The sequence below is a fragment of the Pseudidiomarina terrestris genome, assembly GCF_030466375.1.
In the GTDB taxonomy this organism is placed as follows: Bacteria; Pseudomonadota; Gammaproteobacteria; order Enterobacterales; family Alteromonadaceae; genus Pseudidiomarina; species Pseudidiomarina terrestris.
The window spans coordinates 229,395-245,453 of the sequence record NZ_JAGGJE010000004.1 but is presented as its reverse complement, the minus strand read 5'-3'; the positions used below and the strand labels follow the sequence as shown (position 1 = coordinate 245,453).

General features: G+C 52.9%; 18 protein-coding genes and 1 rRNA gene. 10 read left to right on the top strand and 9 right to left on the bottom strand.

Translation table 11 applies throughout. From position 1 onward, the window contains the following. Positions 1-213: 213 nt before the first annotated feature. From rrf to J6J28_RS10615, 4 genes are all read left to right on the top strand, one after another. Positions 214-328: ribosomal RNA gene (gene rrf / locus J6J28_RS10630) — 5S ribosomal RNA — on the top strand. A gap of 268 nt (positions 329-596) precedes the next feature. Then, positions 597-908 carry a hypothetical protein gene (locus tag J6J28_RS10625; protein ID WP_301721620.1) on the top strand — a complete coding sequence of 104 codons (312 nt, stop codon included), beginning with the start codon at positions 597-599 and terminating at the stop codon, positions 906-908. Between the two features lie 35 nt (positions 909-943). Then, positions 944-1,366, top strand: coding sequence for a copper chaperone PCu(A)C (locus J6J28_RS10620; RefSeq protein WP_301721619.1), 423 nt, complete (start codon positions 944-946; stop codon positions 1,364-1,366). A gap of 39 nt (positions 1,367-1,405) precedes the next feature. After that, positions 1,406-2,164 (top strand): TIGR04219 family outer membrane beta-barrel protein, encoded by a 759-nt coding sequence (locus J6J28_RS10615; protein WP_301721618.1) that lies wholly within the window; start codon positions 1,406-1,408, stop codon positions 2,162-2,164. Here J6J28_RS10615 and J6J28_RS10610 read toward each other — a convergent pair. From J6J28_RS10610 to J6J28_RS10590, 5 genes are read right to left on the bottom strand one after another with little or no spacing between them, the layout of a single operon-like run. Further along, positions 2,161-2,661 (bottom strand): DUF3299 domain-containing protein, encoded by a 501-nt coding sequence (locus J6J28_RS10610; protein ID WP_301721616.1) that lies wholly within the window; start codon positions 2,659-2,661, stop codon positions 2,161-2,163. The genes J6J28_RS10615 and J6J28_RS10610 overlap by 4 nt on opposite strands. Further along, positions 2,658-3,962 carry an FtsX-like permease family protein gene (locus J6J28_RS10605; protein WP_301721615.1) on the bottom strand — a complete coding sequence of 435 codons (1,305 nt, stop codon included), beginning with the start codon at positions 3,960-3,962 and terminating at the stop codon, positions 2,658-2,660. Before J6J28_RS10605 ends, J6J28_RS10610 begins: the two co-directional genes overlap by 4 nt. After that, entirely contained in the window at positions 3,955-4,656 is a 702-nt protein-coding gene (locus J6J28_RS10600; RefSeq protein WP_301721613.1) for an ABC transporter ATP-binding protein, read from the bottom strand. The genes J6J28_RS10605 and J6J28_RS10600 overlap by 8 nt, the downstream gene beginning before the upstream one ends. A gap of 5 nt (positions 4,657-4,661) precedes the next feature. Next, a complete protein-coding gene (ppa, locus tag J6J28_RS10595) occupies positions 4,662-5,192 on the bottom strand; it encodes an inorganic diphosphatase (RefSeq protein ID WP_301721611.1) in 531 nt (176 codons plus the stop codon). Positions 5,193-5,236: 44 nt separating this feature from the next. Beyond that, positions 5,237-6,229, bottom strand: coding sequence for a class 1 fructose-bisphosphatase (locus tag J6J28_RS10590; protein WP_301721609.1), 993 nt, complete (start codon positions 6,227-6,229; stop codon positions 5,237-5,239). 155 nt (positions 6,230-6,384) lie between these two features. Here J6J28_RS10590 and mpl point away from each other — a divergent pair, with 155 nt between their 5' ends. Genes mpl through panP form a run of 6 tightly spaced genes read left to right on the top strand, consistent with a single transcriptional unit; the run spans position 6,385 to position 12,504 of the window. Then, the gene (mpl, locus tag J6J28_RS10585) at positions 6,385-7,746 is read left to right on the top strand and encodes a UDP-N-acetylmuramate:L-alanyl-gamma-D-glutamyl-meso-diaminopimelate ligase (RefSeq protein ID WP_301721608.1); all 1,362 of its coding nucleotides are present in this window, start codon (positions 6,385-6,387) and stop codon (positions 7,744-7,746) included. Between the two features lie 13 nt (positions 7,747-7,759). Continuing rightward, positions 7,760-8,383 (top strand): flavin prenyltransferase UbiX, encoded by a 624-nt coding sequence (locus J6J28_RS10580; RefSeq protein WP_301721607.1) that lies wholly within the window; start codon positions 7,760-7,762, stop codon positions 8,381-8,383. Positions 8,384-8,389: 6 nt separating this feature from the next. Then, positions 8,390-9,334, top strand: a complete 945-nt coding sequence (locus J6J28_RS10575) for an ABC transporter ATP-binding protein (protein ID WP_301721606.1) — start codon at positions 8,390-8,392, stop codon at positions 9,332-9,334. Between the two features lie 4 nt (positions 9,335-9,338). After that, positions 9,339-10,115 (top strand): ABC transporter permease, encoded by a 777-nt coding sequence (locus J6J28_RS10570; protein ID WP_418055180.1) that lies wholly within the window; start codon positions 9,339-9,341, stop codon positions 10,113-10,115. Then, positions 10,112-10,819, top strand: coding sequence for a tRNA (guanine(46)-N(7))-methyltransferase TrmB (gene trmB, locus J6J28_RS10565; protein WP_301721604.1), 708 nt, complete (start codon positions 10,112-10,114; stop codon positions 10,817-10,819). Before J6J28_RS10570 ends, trmB begins: the two co-directional genes overlap by 4 nt. A 32-nt stretch (positions 10,820-10,851) precedes the next feature. Further along, positions 10,852-12,504, top strand: coding sequence for a pyridoxal-dependent aspartate 1-decarboxylase PanP (panP, locus tag J6J28_RS10560; protein ID WP_301721603.1), 1,653 nt, complete (start codon positions 10,852-10,854; stop codon positions 12,502-12,504). Here panP and panC read toward each other — a convergent pair. The 4 genes from panC to pcnB are packed head-to-tail and all read right to left on the bottom strand — an operon-like array spanning position 12,501 to position 16,034. Then, entirely contained in the window at positions 12,501-13,346 is an 846-nt protein-coding gene (panC, locus tag J6J28_RS10555; protein WP_301721602.1) for a pantoate--beta-alanine ligase, read from the bottom strand. The genes panP and panC overlap by 4 nt on opposite strands. Before the next feature lie 3 nt (positions 13,347-13,349). Beyond that, positions 13,350-14,147, bottom strand: a complete 798-nt coding sequence (panB, locus tag J6J28_RS10550; RefSeq protein ID WP_301721601.1) for a 3-methyl-2-oxobutanoate hydroxymethyltransferase — start codon at positions 14,145-14,147, stop codon at positions 13,350-13,352. Between the two features lie 40 nt (positions 14,148-14,187). Then, positions 14,188-14,667, bottom strand: coding sequence for a 2-amino-4-hydroxy-6-hydroxymethyldihydropteridine diphosphokinase (gene folK / locus J6J28_RS10545; protein WP_301721599.1), 480 nt, complete (start codon positions 14,665-14,667; stop codon positions 14,188-14,190). Next, positions 14,664-16,034, bottom strand: coding sequence for a polynucleotide adenylyltransferase PcnB (pcnB, locus tag J6J28_RS10540; protein ID WP_301721598.1), 1,371 nt, complete (start codon positions 16,032-16,034; stop codon positions 14,664-14,666). Before pcnB ends, folK begins: the two co-directional genes overlap by 4 nt. Positions 16,035-16,059 lie beyond the last annotated feature (25 nt).

Here is a 16,059-nt window from a genome sequence, read left to right as displayed (position 1 = left end):
GTGGAAGCGTAGTAATGCGTTGAGCTAACCCGTACTAATTGCCCGTGAGGCTTAACCATACAACACCGAAGGTGTTTAGGGTTGTCTTGAACTGCATAAGTTCGAAAACCTTTACCGAAATAGTGACGCGTTGCCATGTGCAACGTGCGATAAGCAGAGTGGCACCAAAGCTCTAGTACAATCAGCCAAGTTCATGTTGTTTAACAGTTTATGCCTGGCGGCAATAGCGAAGTGGAACCACCTGATCCATTCCGAACTCAGTAGTGAAACGCTTCAGCGCCGATGGTAGTGTGGGGCTTCCCCATGTGAGAGTAGGACACCGCCAGGCTTTAATTATCGAAAAGCCCTCAGCTAACGCTGGGGGCTTTTTTTATGCCCGCCTTTTTATAGCAGATGTCTTACGGATCTAGCCTTTGGTAACTTTCGATCAAGACCGGCTATAGCTGTGTGAAACTCACCACTTTATAGCGTTTTCTCTCAATATCGATTTATCGCTATCTAAATAAATTCAATTAAAACAGCATGATAAATAACTGGCACGGTTCTTGTATTACTTTAGTAGCAACATCTTGAAGTGATACTTAATGGAGAACGTCATGGGAAACAAATCGACCTGGTTATGGGTCATTGCCGCAGTCATCGGCCTGGCCTTGTTCGGCGACGAGGTGCTTGGTCTGCTTGGTGCGATTATCGGGCTTATTGTAAGTATCGGTATCACCGGATTGGTTATGCTGGCGATTGCGATTGGTGCTTTTGCCTTAGTCGTCATGGTTGGCGGTAGCATCGCTGTTGCCCTAATTGTCTCAGCGGTTGCGCTGGTGGCGGTGCTATTCAGTTGGCTATGGCCTTACCTGTTATTACTGGGGATCCTGTACTTATTGGTTCGAAAACGCCCTAAAGCTGTGTAGACTAAAAGCCTGTCAAAACCAACCAGGGTAAACCAATGAAACAGCTCGTGGTATGTCTGGCACTGTTGCTTAGCAGTATTAGTGCCCAAGCAGAACAACTTAGCATCGACGATGCGTGGGTAAAACCCACAATTCCGGGGACAGAGAACGGTGCCGGCTATGTGGTGATCACCAATACCAGCGAAACAAGTATCACGCTTATTGGGGTGACCACGGAAGCGGCGCGGGCGGCAGAAGTGCATCAACATATCATGAGCGAAGACGGCATGATGAGGATGCGGCGTGTGCCCGAATTGGTGATCGGGCCTAAGGAAACGGTCACCTTTCAGCCAGGTGGCTACCACGTGATGTTTTTCGGTGTAAAATTTCCGTTTAAAGTCGGAGATGAGGTTGCTTTTCAGCTACAGTTCGCAGATGCTGACGCGTTAGAGGTGAACGCTGAAGTGCGTCCACTGTAGTCATCAGTAACTTTTTAGAACCGCAAGGAATACCGCTACATGGCTGATTTAAAGCTAACCAGAGTGTCGACCCTTTTAGCGTGCTGCCTGTTATCTGCACCCGTAGCTGCGGATACCGTTTTTGGTGTTTATGCAGGAGGTCAGTACTGGCAGACGGATACGTCCGGCTCCTTTGGCAGTAACAGCAATGCGCAGGAGTTTGACTTTGAGGATGAACAGCAAAAGAGCTATTACATAGCGTTTGAGCATCCCATCCCGATGTTTCCTAACCTTAAGGTGCGTCATAACGAGCTGGTCAGCTCCGGGCAGCAAACCTTAAGCCAGGACTTCAACTTCTTTGGTACCAACTTCAGCGCTGGCACCTCAGCTGCGTATCAAACGGATCTTACCCATACGGATTACACTTTTTATTACGAGCTGTTTGATAACGACTTACTGACGTTTGATTTAGGGCTAACGGCCAAGCGCGTAGAGGGTGAACTTGCCGTACAGAGTCAGCAACTCGTGGAACGTAGCGCCACTGATGGCTGGGTTCCGACATTATACAGTCAGCTTCGGGTCGGTATTCCGGCGACCCCGCTTACCTTTTATGGCACTGCCAACGCCGTCAGTATCGATGACTCAAAAATCGAAGATTACGACCTGGGTATCGAGTATCGGGTCATCGAAAACCTGGCGATTGATGTGAACCTGCAGCTGGGCTATCGGGCGTTCGCAATCGAGCTTGATGATTTGGATGGCGTCTACAGTAACTTAGATTACAAAGGCCCTTATCTGGGCCTTGAACTGCACTTCTAACCACCGTAAGGCGTTACCGTGGCCGCTTCAAGCTGGTAACCAACCACCGCCAGCTCGCCGTCGGCGCGTTCTACCTTAATCGTGCCTTCGACCCACACCGGGTTGAAGGCCTGTCGAATCGGATAGCCCTCTGGGTAAGTGACCAGCAAGACCTGATTCGGTGGCGGTGGTGGTACGTGGATACAAGCGCCCTCGTAAGGTACCAGCAAGAACTCTGTAACCTTGCTGTCTTCCGCCTGTAACTGCACGACAAATCCTGGAATGCGTACTTTCTGGCCATCCAGGGCTGCCACGACAGGGGCATTCAATTCAGGCTGACCCATGGCTTCAGGGTTCATGTCATAGTAAGCCTGACTGCGCACCGGTGGCGGCGTATAACCTTCCGGGATCAGATTCTTCCACTCCAACTCACGGTAATCACTGGCAGTTGCCGGATTTACCGAACTCACCGCAACTAATGCCATTGCCGCGATACTCAGAAACCAACTTTTCATCATAATTTCACCGTTAATCCATCTGCTAAAGCATTGCGATAGGCTCGCCATGCCGGATAAAAACTCAAAATGATCGCAGCGCCTATTATCGCTGCCAGCAAGTAGATCTCACGCAGGGTCAATACACTCGCAGTCACCTGGATACCTAAGGTGTTCTGTAAAGCGTCGGCACCAAAGATGAGTACCGCATAAAGCGCGGCGGTGCCCGCAGTTGCGCCGACAATAGTGACAGCGGCTGCTTCACAGACTAATAAACCAAGAATCGTCACCGGACCCGCACCAATAGAACGTAAGACCGCCATCTCGCGGCGGCGTTCCCGTAAACTGGCGAGCAATGTGGTGAGCATCCCCAACAGTCCCGTAATGACCACCAATACCGAGATTGTCATCAAGGCACGCTCAAACAAATTCAGGGTGCGCCAGAAGTTCTGTAGCGCCAGACCGGGCATGATGGCGGACAGTGCTTCCTCATCATAGGTATTAATGACACGCTGCAGGCGCAGGGCGTAGGCACGGTTTTCAAGACCCAGCAGTACAGCGCTTAAGGTGTAGACCGGCGGCGCTGAATGCTCATTCGCGCTTTCCTGTTGATGCTCGTGCGCGTGTTGTTCATGCGCATGCCCTTCAGCAGAATGTGTGGTCTCAACTTCCGTTGCTGGCAAGTAGTCGCCGTGCACCAACCCTTGTCCTTGCAGAGGAATGAAGACACCACGGTCAATCGGTGTCCCAGTTCTGGCTAACACGCCAGCCACGGTAAACGGGTGCGCGTCATGATCACTAAAACTGATGTCCCCGGTACCGTGAGAAATGGTGAGGGGTTGGTTGATAGTTTTGCCGAGCTCTGCTGCGGCCTCGGCACCCAACACCGCGACAGTGAAGTTTGTATGGGTAGCGAAGTTGCCCCCGGACTGAAACTGTAAAGGTTGTTTGGAGCCATATTGGAAATGTTCAAACAATGCATCTGTGGTGGCAATAACCGGAAACCCCTGCACACTGTCGCCCATAGCCATGGGAATATGCCAGTCGACGCCAGGCAGCTGCTGTAGGTACTGATAACTGTTCCAGTTCAGCGTATTAGACAAATTGCCGATATGAAATACGCTGCTCAGCAGAAGTTCGGTGGAGCCTGTGCGTGCGCCAACGATCAGATCAGTGCCGGAAATTGTGTTGGCAAAATTTTCCTGGGTCTGCACGCGAATACGTTCCACGCCAAGCAACAACAAGGTGCTCACCGCGATGGCGACCACCGTCAGCCAGACGCTGCCGCGACGATTCCACAGGCTCGCTAAGGCTAGTTTAAACATGGGCAGCTCCACTGGCCTGGTTCAGCTCGTGCAGCTCAATCGTGCGCGGGAAATGTGGTGCTAAGGTGGCGTCGTGGGTGACAAATAACAACGTGGTATCCTGCGCTTCGCAGGCTTCAAACAGGAGTCGGATAAAATCGTCACGATGGGCTTGATCAAGCGCCGAGGTTGGCTCGTCGGCAATGATTAAAGCTGGACTGCCTAACAGCGCTCTGGCTGCGGCAACGCGCTGTTGCTGGCCCACGCTCAATTGGTGCGCCGGCTGCTGTTGCTGTGAGCGGCTCAGGCCGAGCCGATCCAGTAAGACTTCTGCGGCAGCCTCGATGCTATGTCCTTGCAAACGTTGCCGGCGCGCAGGGGCAAACTGACAGGCAAGCGTGACGTTAGCGAGCGCTGACAGGTAAGGCAGCAAGTTGAATTGCTGAAAAATATAACCGATTTCATTGGCACGCAGCCGATCGCGCTGATGTTGGCTTAATTGCGCAAGGTCATGGCCAAGCACATTCACCTGACCTGCTGCAGTGGTATGGATGCCGGCAATCAGGCTGAGCAAGGTGGATTTACCACTGCCACTGGCGCCGCGAAGCAGAACTCGTTCGCCGCGGGCGAGGGAGAGATGCGGGATGCTCAGCAGGGCAGACTGAGCACCCGGCCAGCTAAACTCGAGTCGATTTAGCTCAACACAGGTGCTCATTCGACTTACTTAGCTTGTGCGCGTTCGAATGACGTCAGGATCTCGTCTTTGGCTTCGTTCACGTCGCCCCAGCCTTCAACCTTGACCCATTTGCCACTTTCCAGCTCTTTATAGCGCTCGAAGAAATGCGTAATTTGTGCTTTTAACAGCTCTGGCAAGTCGCTGACGTCTTTAATGTGATCGTACTCTTTGCTCAGCTTGCTGATGGGCACTGCGACGACTTTCGCGTCTTCGCCAGCTTCGTCGGTCATCTTCAGGACGCCAACCGGGCGGCATTTGATCACAGATCCCGCTTGCAACGGATAAGGTGTCGGCACCAATACGTCAACAGGGTCACCATCCAAAGATAAGGTGTCGTTTACGAAGCCGTAGTTGCATGGGTAGAACATTGGCGTTGACATAAAACGGTCAACCCATAGCGTACCTGTGTCTTTATCGACTTCATATTTGATCGGATCCGCATTGGCCGGGATCTCGATGATGACATTTACTTCTTCAGGCAAGTTTTTACCTGCACTCACATCACTTAAACTCATGATCGTTCCTGTTTAACAAATAATGGTGAAAAATACGTGACTTATTATACGTCGGTTGTCGTCGAATGCGAATCTTGCAAATACTCTAAGCAGGTGCTTACTTCCTGCTCTGAACCCAAGATAACACTGACGCGTTGGTGAATATGTTCAGGTTGCACCTCAAGGATTCGTTGCTTTCCCGTATGGGCGATACCGCCCGCTTGTTCGACCAGCATCGCCATTGGGTTACCTTCGTACATGAGTCTTAACTTGAAGGGTTTGCCCGGCTTACGGCTATCGCCTGGATAGGTAAACAATCCGCCGCGGCAGAGTACACGGTGCACGTCAGCAACCATGGCGGCAATCCAGCGCATATTGAAGTTTTTACAACGGGGTCCGGTCTCCCCTGCCAGCAAGTCGTCCACATAGCGCCGCATTTGCGGCTCCCAGTGGCGGTAATTTGACATATTGATGGCAAATTCACAGGTGCTTTTCGGGATCTCGATGTCGGTGTCGGTCAGCAGGAATTCGCCCACCTTCTGATCCAGAGTAAACATGCGTACGCCACGGCCGGTGGTGAACACCAGCATGGTTGACGGACCATAAAGAACATAGCCAGCGGCGACCTGATGGGTACCAGGTTGCAGGAACATGTCCTCACCGGTACGGCCGTCTTTCGGTGTGGGCATGATCGAGAAAATCGTGCCGACCAAACTGTTAATATCAATATTTGAGCTGCCATCAAGGGGATCGAAAGCCACCAGATACTCGCCCTCGGTCGTCCCTTCAACGATGCCTTCTTCTTCCTCAGAAGCCACTGCGCGAACGTGTGGATTCTCCAGTAAGATATCTTTCAGCAGCTGGTTGGCCAGCACATCCAGCATTTTCTGTGTTTCACCCTGAATGTTTTCGTCCAGAGTTGAACCCAGCACACCTGCTAACTCACCCTGATGGAGACGGAACGAAATTTCTTTAGCACAAATTTGTAGTGTATTTATGACTGAAAGAAGCTCTTCATCGACCTGATCACGGCGTAAAGTAGGTATTAAGCGTTGCATAACGTCCTCATATGGTGTGCTGCTCAAAATCGCGGCTAAGTTTACCGCAAAAAGAGGTAAAATGCCTGCAAGAATCTCCGTAAATTGCGCCTGCATGCTACACTAGCTCCCTTTTTATTATGCACAGCACTATGATGTAACCGTTGGACGAAATTATGCACATTCATATTCTTGGGGTTTGTGGCACCTTTATGGGCGGTATCGCCGCGCTGGCCAAGGCGATGGGCCACCATGTCACGGGCAGTGACGCAGCCGTCTATCCGCCGATGAGTGATCAACTGGCAGCGCTGGGGATTGACGTTTATCAGGGCTATGATCCCGGGCAGCTGGAGCCGCGTCCTGATCTGGTGATTATTGGTAATGTCCTCAGTCGTGGTAATCCGGCGGTTGAAGCGGTGCTTAATCAACGCATCGCGTATCGTTCCGGTGCCCAATGGCTGCACGATACTTTGCTGCAAGACAAATGGGTCCTGGCGGTAGCCGGTACCCATGGAAAAACAACCACGGCAAGTATGTTGGCCTGGATTCTGGCGCAGGCAGGCTACCAGCCAGGCTTTCTGGTCGGCGGCGTGCTAGCCAATTTTGGTTGTTCTGCACAACTCGGTGCCAGCGACTTCTTTGTCATAGAAGCGGATGAGTATGACACTGCGTTTTTCGACAAGCGTTCGAAGTTTGTCCATTACCAGCCGTCAACGCTGGTTTTAAACAACCTGGAATACGATCATGCGGATATTTTCCCGGATCTGGCCGCGATTCAGACCCAGTTCCATCATCTGATTCGCATTATTCCCGGTCACGGTAAGATTATTTATCCGGCCAACACCAGCAGCATCGAGCAAGTGTTAGAGCGCGGGTGCTGGAGCGAGCGCGCGACCCTGGCGCCGACGGTCGATAACATCCCTGCGGACTGGCATTACCAATTGGTTAACGCTGACGCGAGTCGTTTTATTGCCAGACATGGTGACACCGAGGCGACCGTGAACTGGGAGCTGGTAGGCGAGCATAATGCGGCGAATGCGGTGATGGCAATGGCCGCGGCCCACCATGTGGGAGTGCCTTTAGAGGTTTCTGCGCAGGCGCTGGGTGAATTTAAGAACACCAAACGGCGGCTGGAATTAGTGGGTACGCCGAACGGCATTGCGATTTACGATGATTTTGCCCATCATCCGACCGCCATCGCAACGACCCTCGCCGGTCTGCGGGCCAAGGTTGGCGATGCCCGGATTGTCGCGGTATTGGAGCCGCGTTCCAATACTATGAAACAAGGCATTCATGCCGACAAGCTGGATGCTGCGCTCGCGGTGGCCGATGCTTGCTTTATGCTTGAGCCCGAAGGGTTAGAATGGTCTATTGCCGAGTGCGTTCCAGCAGCGACTGTGGCAACGTCTGTCGATGAACTTGCCGCGCTGCTGGTGCGTACATTAGAGCCTGGTGATCAATTGCTGATCATGAGCAATGGTGGCTTCGGCGGCTTGCACCAGCGCTTGCTGCGCGAGCTTGAACCTCAACAAAACTAACGAAGGTGGTGTGATGAACGTTTCCAGTTCAGCAATAACCCTCGCGATCACGGGTGCCTCAGGTGCACCTTATGCGATGCGTTTGTTAGAATGCCTGTTGCAACAACAGCAACAGGTGCATTTGTTAATGTCGAGCGCAGCGCGAGTGGTGTTTGCGACGGAGCTTGACTGGCAACTGCCAGCAGCCCCACAAGCCATGGGGAACGCCCTACGCGAACGCTTTAAGGTGAGTGCCGAACAACTGCAGGTGTACGGCAAAGAGCAATGGTTTGCACCAGTGGCATCCGGCTCTGCTGCGCCCAAACGAATGCTGGTATGCCCCTGCTCAACAGGGACGCTTGCGGCGATCGCCAGTGGTGCCAGCGACAATCTGATTGAACGTGCCGCAGATGTGGTGATAAAGGAGCGCGGACAGCTTGTTCTGGTGCCGCGCGAGATGCCGCTTTCTGCGATACATCTTGAGAATATGCTGAAACTGGCGCGGTTAGGGGTCACCATCATGCCTGCCGCGCCAGGGTTTTACCATCAACCGCAGAGCATCGACGATTTAGTCGATTTTGTGGTGGCGCGGGTGCTTGATCACCTCGGGTTAGAGCAAACTTTGCAGCCTCGCTGGGGCTACGGAGAGGAGTCGTAATTCGACATGAAAGCTTTATCGATTAGTAATTTAAGAAAAACCTACAAAGGCGGATTCGAAGCCCTGAAAGGCATCGATCTGGATGTCGAGGAAGGTGACTTTTTTGCCTTGCTCGGTCCGAATGGGGCAGGCAAGTCGACCACCATTGGTATTATTTCATCGCTGGTCAACAAGAGCGCCGGTCAGGTGAGCGTGTTTGGCTACGATCTGGATACCCAGCTGGTCGACCTGAAGAAGCAGATCGGACTGGTGCCACAGGAATTTAATTTCAATCAGTTCGAGACCGTACGCCAAATCGTGGTGAATCAGGCCGGTTATTACGGCGTGCCACGGCAAGTGGCGCACGAACGCGCTGAGCATTACCTCAAGCAACTGGGTCTATGGGACAAACGTGATAACGCTGCCCGGATGCTATCAGGCGGGATGAAACGTCGTCTGATGATCGCCCGCGCACTTCTGCACGAACCTAAATTACTCATTCTGGATGAGCCTACCGCTGGCGTGGATATTGAATTGCGTCGCAGTATGTGGGATTACCTCATCGATATAAATAAACAAGGCATCACCATTATCCTCACCACGCATTACCTGGAAGAGGCAGAAACCTTGTGCCGTAACATCGCCATCATTGATCAGGGGAACATTGTAGAAAATACCTCAATCAAACGCTTATTGGCCACGCTGAACCGGGAGACCTTTGTACTGGATCTGAGCCGTGACGATGACACGCGGGTTGAGCCTGCTCTTGAGGGCTTTACCATGCGTCAGATGGACGACCATACGATAGAGGTCGATGTCGAGAAATCCCAAGGTCTGAACAAGGTTTTTGACCAGCTCAGCGCACAGAACATTAAAGTCTTATCTATGCGCAATAAGGCCAACCGCTTAGAAGAGCTGTTTGTTGATCTGGTTGAACGTGGACGTACAGAAAAATCAGCAGCGGGAGCCTAACATGATGACGACGTCTTATAATTTTACCGCGCTTAAAACCATCTGGATTAAAGAGTGTACACGCTTCCTGCGCATTTGGGTGCAGACGTTGGTGCCACCGGCCATCACCATGACCCTGTATTTTGTCATTTTCGGTAGCATTGTCGGTGAGCGTATCGGTGACATGAGTGGTCGCCCCTACATGGAGTTCATCGTGCCCGGCCTGATCATGATGTCGGTGATCACCAACTCCTATTCGAACGTTGCATCATCTTTTTTCAGTGCTAAGTTTCAGCGCAATATTGAAGAGATGCTGGTTGCCCCCGTGTCCACGCCGGTGATTATTGCCGGCTATGTTGGCGGCGGTTTAGCGCGTGCTATGATCGTTGCGGTCATCGTTACGCTGGTCTCTTTTACCTTTGTTGAAAATGTCAGCATCAATCACGCGGGTATTCTGGTATTGACTGTGGTGTTGACCTCAACACTGTTTTCACTGGCGGGACTCATTAACGCGGTCTACGCCAAAACGTTCGATGATATCTCCATCGTACCGACCTTTATTCTGACCCCCTTAACCTATTTAGGCGGGGTGTTCTTCAGCATCAGCCTGCTGCCTGGCATCTGGGAAACCGTCGCCCGGGCTAACCCGGTTTTGTACATGGTGAATGCGTTTCGCTACGGCTTCCTTGGCGTGTCTGATGTCAGTATCAGCGTCGCGCTGAGTGTCATCATCGCTTTTAATCTGGTGTTTTTCGTGACGGCTTACACCTTGCTGCAACGTGGTATAGGGATCCGTTCGTGAGTGCCAAAGAATCGCGTCCAGTTACGACCAATCAGCACGGTAATCATGAGGATTTGACGCAGGTGGTGATGCGCCATCTGCGCTCACCATTTAAAAAGCCGATCCAGGAACATAACCGGGAGGCCTTTCAGCAAGCGGCGCAGGCGGTTGCCGAATGGCAGGGGCCGGTGATTTTGGACTCCTGCTGTGGTGTGGGTGAAAGCACGGCCAGGCTGGCGGAACAGCATCCGCAAGCACTGGTGATCGGGGTCGATAAATCGGCCCATCGCTTGCAGCGCCATGCCAATTATCAGACTGCCGAAGCAGGACAACGTTACTTGTTGGTGCGCGCCGATTTACAGGATTTCTGGCGCCTTGCGGTCGAGGCAAACTGGCAGCTCCAGCAGCATTATATTTTGTACCCCAATCCCTGGCCAAAAGCCTCGCATTTTAGCCGCAGATGGCATGGCAGTCCGGTTTGGCCCTACGTTTTGGGACTTGGCGGTGAGTTGATCATGCGCTCAAACTGGGTGACGTATCTGACGGAAGTGGCCAGTAGTCTGGCACTGGTCAACTGTTCTGCAACCTTGCAGCCGTTGCTGGCGCGCCATGAGCCTATTACGCCGTTTGAACGTAAATACCAGCGCAGTGGACAGCAACTGTGGCAATTAACTGCTACGCTGCCAGAGGACGGTCGCTATTTTTCTGCAATCGAGGCAGAATAATCGCCTGCTCATAACGAATAAGGGTTAACGCCTTGAGTGATCAAGTTTTTGCTGAAGTGAGTGAAGAAGCGTTATTGAAAATATTTACGCTTCCGGAAGCACCTGACTCGACCCTGGGTCGGATAGAAAAGGACTTATCAGAGAACCTGATGGGATTTCTCGGTGAGCACATTGTCGCTCGCGAAAAACCTCTGCATGAAATAGAAACCAATTTTTCGGCCAGTGAGGTTCCTGAGCAGCCACGCTATGTGTCTGACCATACGGAATTTTTGTTAGATAATCTCGTTGCTCACTCGGTGCACACATCATCACCTCGTTTTATCGGCCATATGACCTCGGCACTGCCTTATTTTCTGCTGCCGTTAGCGAAACTTATGGTAGGTCTCAACCAGAATCTGGTGAAGATCGAAACATCCAAGGCGTTCACTCCGCTCGAGCGTAATGTGCTGGGGATGTTGCACAACCTGGTTTACGACCGGGATAAGAGCTTTTATCAGCGCTGGATGCACAGTGCTCAGCACTCCTTAGGCGCTATGTGTTCCGGCGGGACCGTTGCCAACATTACCGCGTTATGGGTCGCCCGCAACGTCCTGCTGAAGCCAGCGCAAGGCTTTGCCGGAGTCGCTGCGGATGGCTTTGCGGCCGGGCTCAGCCACTACGGCTATAAACGGTTGACGGTGATGGTATCTGAGCGCGGGCATTACTCGCTGGCAAAAGCGGCAGATATTCTTGGTATTGGCCGTAACAACTTAATTGGTGTGGCCACCGATGATCATAACCGTATCCGCGTAGATAAGCTGCGCGAAGCTTGCGCACAAGTGGCTGCCGACGGCGGCAAAGTGCTGGCGATTGTCGGTGTCGCCGGCACCACGGAGACCGGGCATATCGATCCGCTCAGCGAGCTTGCCGATTACGCCGAAGAAATCGGCGCACACTTTCATGTCGACGCCGCCTGGGGTGGTGCCACCTTGATGTCAAAGCAACACCGACACTTGCTTGCTGGTATCGAGCGGGCCGACAGTGTCACCATCGACGCACACAAACAAATGTACGTGCCTATGGGCGCTGGCATGGTGCTCTTCAAAGAGCCCGGCATGGTGCGGGCCATCGAGCATCACGCTGAGTATGTTATTCGCCACGGTTCGAAAGATTTGGGGGCGCACACCATGGAAGGCTCTCGTCCGGGCATGGCGATGCTGGTGTATTCTGCCATGCATGTGATGGGCCGGCGTGGTTACGAATTACTAATCAACAAAAGCATTGAGCAGGCGAAACAGTTCGCGCAACTGATTCGGGCGCAGGATGACTTTGAAGTCATCACTGATCCTCAGCTGTGTCTGCTGACTTACCGGTTCGTGCCGAAAGCGGTGAAAGCAATTCTGCAGCAGGCGACAGCAGAGCAGATCCGGCGCTTAAATCCTCATTTAAATGCCATCACACGCTTTATTCAAAAGCGGCAACGTGAGACAGGGCGCTCCTTCGTGTCACGGACCAAGCTTACCCCAGCACACTATTATCGTGAGCCGACCGTAGTCTTTCGGGTGGTACTCGCCAATCCGCTAACGACCCAGGAAATGCTTGCGGAAGTATTGCAAGAGCAACGGGAAATTGCTGAGCAGGCCCTGGGACTGCGGGGCGCACTGCACACAGAAATGCGCGAGCTGGGCCTGCTGTCGCGACATTAAGCGTCGCGGGAAAACTGCAGATTATCAATCAGGCGGGTGCGGCCAAGAAATGCAGCGACCAGTACCACCAGATCTTTATCCGTGACGTTCGCCGGTTGCAAATCCGCCTGCCGGCGAAGTTCCAGATAATCCATGCGGAAACCGCTTTCCTGCAAGGCAATACGAGCTTCGGCGAGCGCCTGTTCCGCATCGATCTTGTCATGTTGAATGGCATGCGCAACATTTTGTAGCACCTGATACAAAATGGGCGCAAGACGGCGTTCAGATGCAGACAGGTAGCCATTGCGGGAACTTAATGCCAGGCCATCAGCGGCACGTTCAGTCGGCATGCCGATAATTTCTACCGGAAAGCTTAAATCCTGTGCCATTAAACGAATGACCTGTAGTTGCTGATAGTCCTTTTCACCGAACACTGCGTGATCTGGCTGGACCATATTAAACAGCTTGGCAACCACGGTAGCGACGCCGCGGAAGTGACCCGGGCGACTGGCCCCGCAAAGTATGTCTCCGATCTTTGGAACTTCAATCGAGGTTTGTGCTTCCAGACCGCGCGGATAGACGTCAGTCACTTGCGGCGCAAACACCGCTTGTACGCCACGTTCGGCAAGAGCCTGGCAGTCAGCGTCGAGGGTACGGGGATAGCTATCAAGATCTTCATTGGCACCAAATTGCATCGGATTGACGAAAATGCTGACAATCACCTGGTCGGCATGCTGTTGCGCTAAGTCGACCAGTTTCAGATGGCCTTCATGCAGATTGCCCATCGTCGGTACCAGCCCCAGCGTTCCCTGTTGTTGGCGATGCCATGCTCTCAATTCCTCTAAGCTTTTTAATAACCGCATCGCTTAACCCTTAAAACTATGCTCAGGACCGGGGAAGCTACCGTCCTTGACTTGCTGCACATACAATTCAACTGCTGCTGTAAGATTACCGGCTTCAGCCAGGAAATCTTTCACAAATTTGGGCAGGTACTCACTGTTGAGGCCAATCATGTCATGCATGACCAGGATCTGGCCATCACACTCGGGGCCGGCGCCTATGCCAATGGTTGGAATGCTGAGTTTTTCGGTAATACGTTTGGCCAGCGAGCTCGGCACACATTCAAGTACCAGCATCTGTGCACCAGCTTCCTGTAGTGCCAGCGCCTGGCGGACTGTATTATCGGCCGCGCTGGCGTCTTTACCCTGCACTTTGTAGCCGCCGAGTACGTTAACTGATTGCGGCATTAACCCCAGGTGGGCACAGACGGGGACACTACGCTCGACCAGCTTATGGATAGTTTCGAGCAACCAGTCCCCCCCTTCCAGCTTGACCATATTCGCGCCTGCACGCATCAGCTTGGCAGCTTCCAGACACGCTTGTTCGGGCGTGGCATAACTCATGAATGGCATATCGGCGATGACAAACGCCTCGGGTGCGCCGTTGCGCACTGCCTGGGTATGGTAAGCGACATTTTCGGTCGTCACCGGCAAGGTGCTGGAGGCTCCGAGGATGGTATTGCCAAGTGAGTCACCGACCAGCATAAAATCGACACCGCATTGCGCAAACAGCTTTGCAAAAGAGGCATCGTAAGCGGTCAGGGACGTGATTTTGTCGCCCTCGGCTTTCATTTTAGCGAGTTTAGCAATGGTAGTTGCGGCCATGATGAGTCCTTAACGCCGGGCAAAAGAGATGTTGATTGTATCAGGTAATTTTTATCAGGTCATGACTGGCCATGGAAGCACGCAGCTCGGAGACGGGACGACCATCCGGTAACCTCAGTTCAGGTGCGATTTCCGCCAGCGGCAGTACCACAAAGTCACGTTCGGCAAGCCCAGGATGGGGAACTTGCAGGCGTTCATGCTGTAGGGTGACATCGTTGTAAAGCAGCAGATCAAGGTCTAGTGTGCGAGCGCCCCAGCGGCGACCGCGCACACGACCGAATTGGCTTTCCAGCTGTTGCAGGTAATCCAGTAACGCAAGTGGTGCCAGGTCCGTCTCGGCGTAAAACACGGCGTTGACGTAGTCGGGCTGATCCTGCGGGCCCATAGGTTTGCTGCGATAGAAACTCGAGCAGCGAATAGCGCTTAATTCAGGCTGCACGCGCAAGTGCTCGAGCAGACGTTGCAGAGTTGTCACTGGGTCACCAAGGTTAGCGCCCAGAGCAATGTAGACCTGGCTCATGAGCTTGATGAACTGCCTGGCTTCTTACGTCGCCGGCCGCCGCGACGACCGCGGCGTTTAGCAGGGCGCACTTCGTCGCTGGCAGGTGCAGCTGGCGTGTGCTCCTGCTGTTTGGTCCAGAACTGTGCCAGTTCGTTGAGTTTCTTTTGCTCAAGCGGCGTAGCGGTAGCCGCGCGCAACAACAGGAAATCATAGGCCGCGCGAAAGCGAGGGTGGCCCAACAGCGATTTGACGCGTTTCCCTTTGGCGCGTTCCAGACGTTGCTGTAACTGCCAGATCTCACGGGCGGGAATAGTAAATCGTTTCGGCACTGCAATACTTTGCATCTGGCGGCCAATGACGTCTGCCGCGGCGATGTTCATGGCATCGACTGGTGGCAGTCCGCTCTCAAACATGAGCTCTTCCATGCGCGCTTGCAATGGCCACCACAGCAACGCTGCAAATAAATAAGCAGGGGTAATGCTGAGTCCCTTGGCCAGACGCGCATCGGTATCCGCGAAGGTCTGACGCAGCATCTGATAGGGCGATTCTTCAGGTGCTTTTAAGTAGTTTTTGAGTTGCGGGAATAGCTGCTGAAACAGGTGATAGTCGCTAAGCATTTCGAAATTTGCCAGCGCCTTACCGGCGGTAAATAACTTCAGCGACTCTTCAAACAGTCGCGCCGCAGGAATGTTTTGCAGAAGTGCCGCATGCTGACGAATAGGGTCGGCAACACTGGCATCCATGCGCATGGATAATTTGGTGGCAAAGCGAATGGCGCGCAACATTCGTACCGGATCTTCCCGATAGCGGGTCTCGGCATCGCCAATCATGCGCAATACACCGTTTTCAATGTCACGCACGCCGTTGGCGAAATCGTGAATTGAGAAGTCGGCGATATTGTAATACAGAGCATTCACGGTGAAGTCACGGCGTTGCGCGTCTTCCTCTATGCTGCCGTAGACATTGTCGCGCAGCAGCATCCCTTCGTTATCACTCTTGGCGTGTTTTTGCGCTTGTGCGTTTTCTTCGCTGTCGCTGTGGTGGCCGCGGAAGGTTGCTACTTCGATGATTTCACGGCCAAACATAATATGGGCCAGGCGAAAGCGGCGGCCGACTAAGCGGCAATTACGGAATAACTTTTGCACTTCTTCAGGCTTGGCACTGGTAGCGACGTCGAAGTCTTTGGGTTGGATGCCAAGCAGTAAGTCGCGGACGCAACCGCCGACTAAGAAGGCTTCATAACCCGCATTGTGCAGCCGGTACAGCACCTTTAAAGCAGGCTCGGCAATATCTTTGCGCGAAACCGGATGCTGATCGCGAGGTATAACCAAAGGTTTCGCGAGTATATTGCGAGGTAAGTCCGAACTGGGTTCGGCTTGCCGCATCGCTTTCTTGGCGAGGGCTTTGATG

Bases quoted from the DNA above. Each gene is read 5' to 3' on its own strand.
- ppa (WP_301721611.1), bottom strand. From the start codon at position 5,192: ATGAGTTTAAGTGATGTGAGTGCAGGTAAAAACTTGCCTGAAGAAGTA.
- J6J28_RS10570 (WP_418055180.1), top strand. From the start codon at position 9,339: ATGACGACGTCTTATAATTTTACCGCGCTTAAAACCATCTGGATTAAA.
- panC (WP_301721602.1), bottom strand. From the start codon at position 13,346: ATGCGGTTATTAAAAAGCTTAGAGGAATTGAGAGCATGGCATCGCCAA.
- panB (WP_301721601.1), bottom strand. From the start codon at position 14,147: ATGGCCGCAACTACCATTGCTAAACTCGCTAAAATGAAAGCCGAGGGC.
- J6J28_RS10580 (WP_301721607.1), top strand. From the start codon at position 7,760: ATGAACGTTTCCAGTTCAGCAATAACCCTCGCGATCACGGGTGCCTCA.
- J6J28_RS10615 (WP_301721618.1), top strand. From the start codon at position 1,406: ATGGCTGATTTAAAGCTAACCAGAGTGTCGACCCTTTTAGCGTGCTGC.
- J6J28_RS10620 (WP_301721619.1), top strand. From the start codon at position 944: ATGAAACAGCTCGTGGTATGTCTGGCACTGTTGCTTAGCAGTATTAGT.
- J6J28_RS10600 (WP_301721613.1), bottom strand. From the start codon at position 4,656: ATGAGCACCTGTGTTGAGCTAAATCGACTCGAGTTTAGCTGGCCGGGT.
- J6J28_RS10605 (WP_301721615.1), bottom strand. From the start codon at position 3,962: ATGTTTAAACTAGCCTTAGCGAGCCTGTGGAATCGTCGCGGCAGCGTC.
- J6J28_RS10625 (WP_301721620.1), top strand. From the start codon at position 597: ATGGGAAACAAATCGACCTGGTTATGGGTCATTGCCGCAGTCATCGGC.
- J6J28_RS10610 (WP_301721616.1), bottom strand. From the start codon at position 2,661: ATGATGAAAAGTTGGTTTCTGAGTATCGCGGCAATGGCATTAGTTGCG.
- folK (WP_301721599.1), bottom strand. From the start codon at position 14,667: ATGAGCCAGGTCTACATTGCTCTGGGCGCTAACCTTGGTGACCCAGTG.
- pcnB (WP_301721598.1), bottom strand. From the start codon at position 16,034: ATGCGGCAAGCCGAACCCAGTTCGGACTTACCTCGCAATATACTCGCG.
- J6J28_RS10575 (WP_301721606.1), top strand. From the start codon at position 8,390: ATGAAAGCTTTATCGATTAGTAATTTAAGAAAAACCTACAAAGGCGGA.
- mpl (WP_301721608.1), top strand. From the start codon at position 6,385: ATGCACATTCATATTCTTGGGGTTTGTGGCACCTTTATGGGCGGTATC.
- J6J28_RS10590 (WP_301721609.1), bottom strand. From the start codon at position 6,229: ATGCAACGCTTAATACCTACTTTACGCCGTGATCAGGTCGATGAAGAG.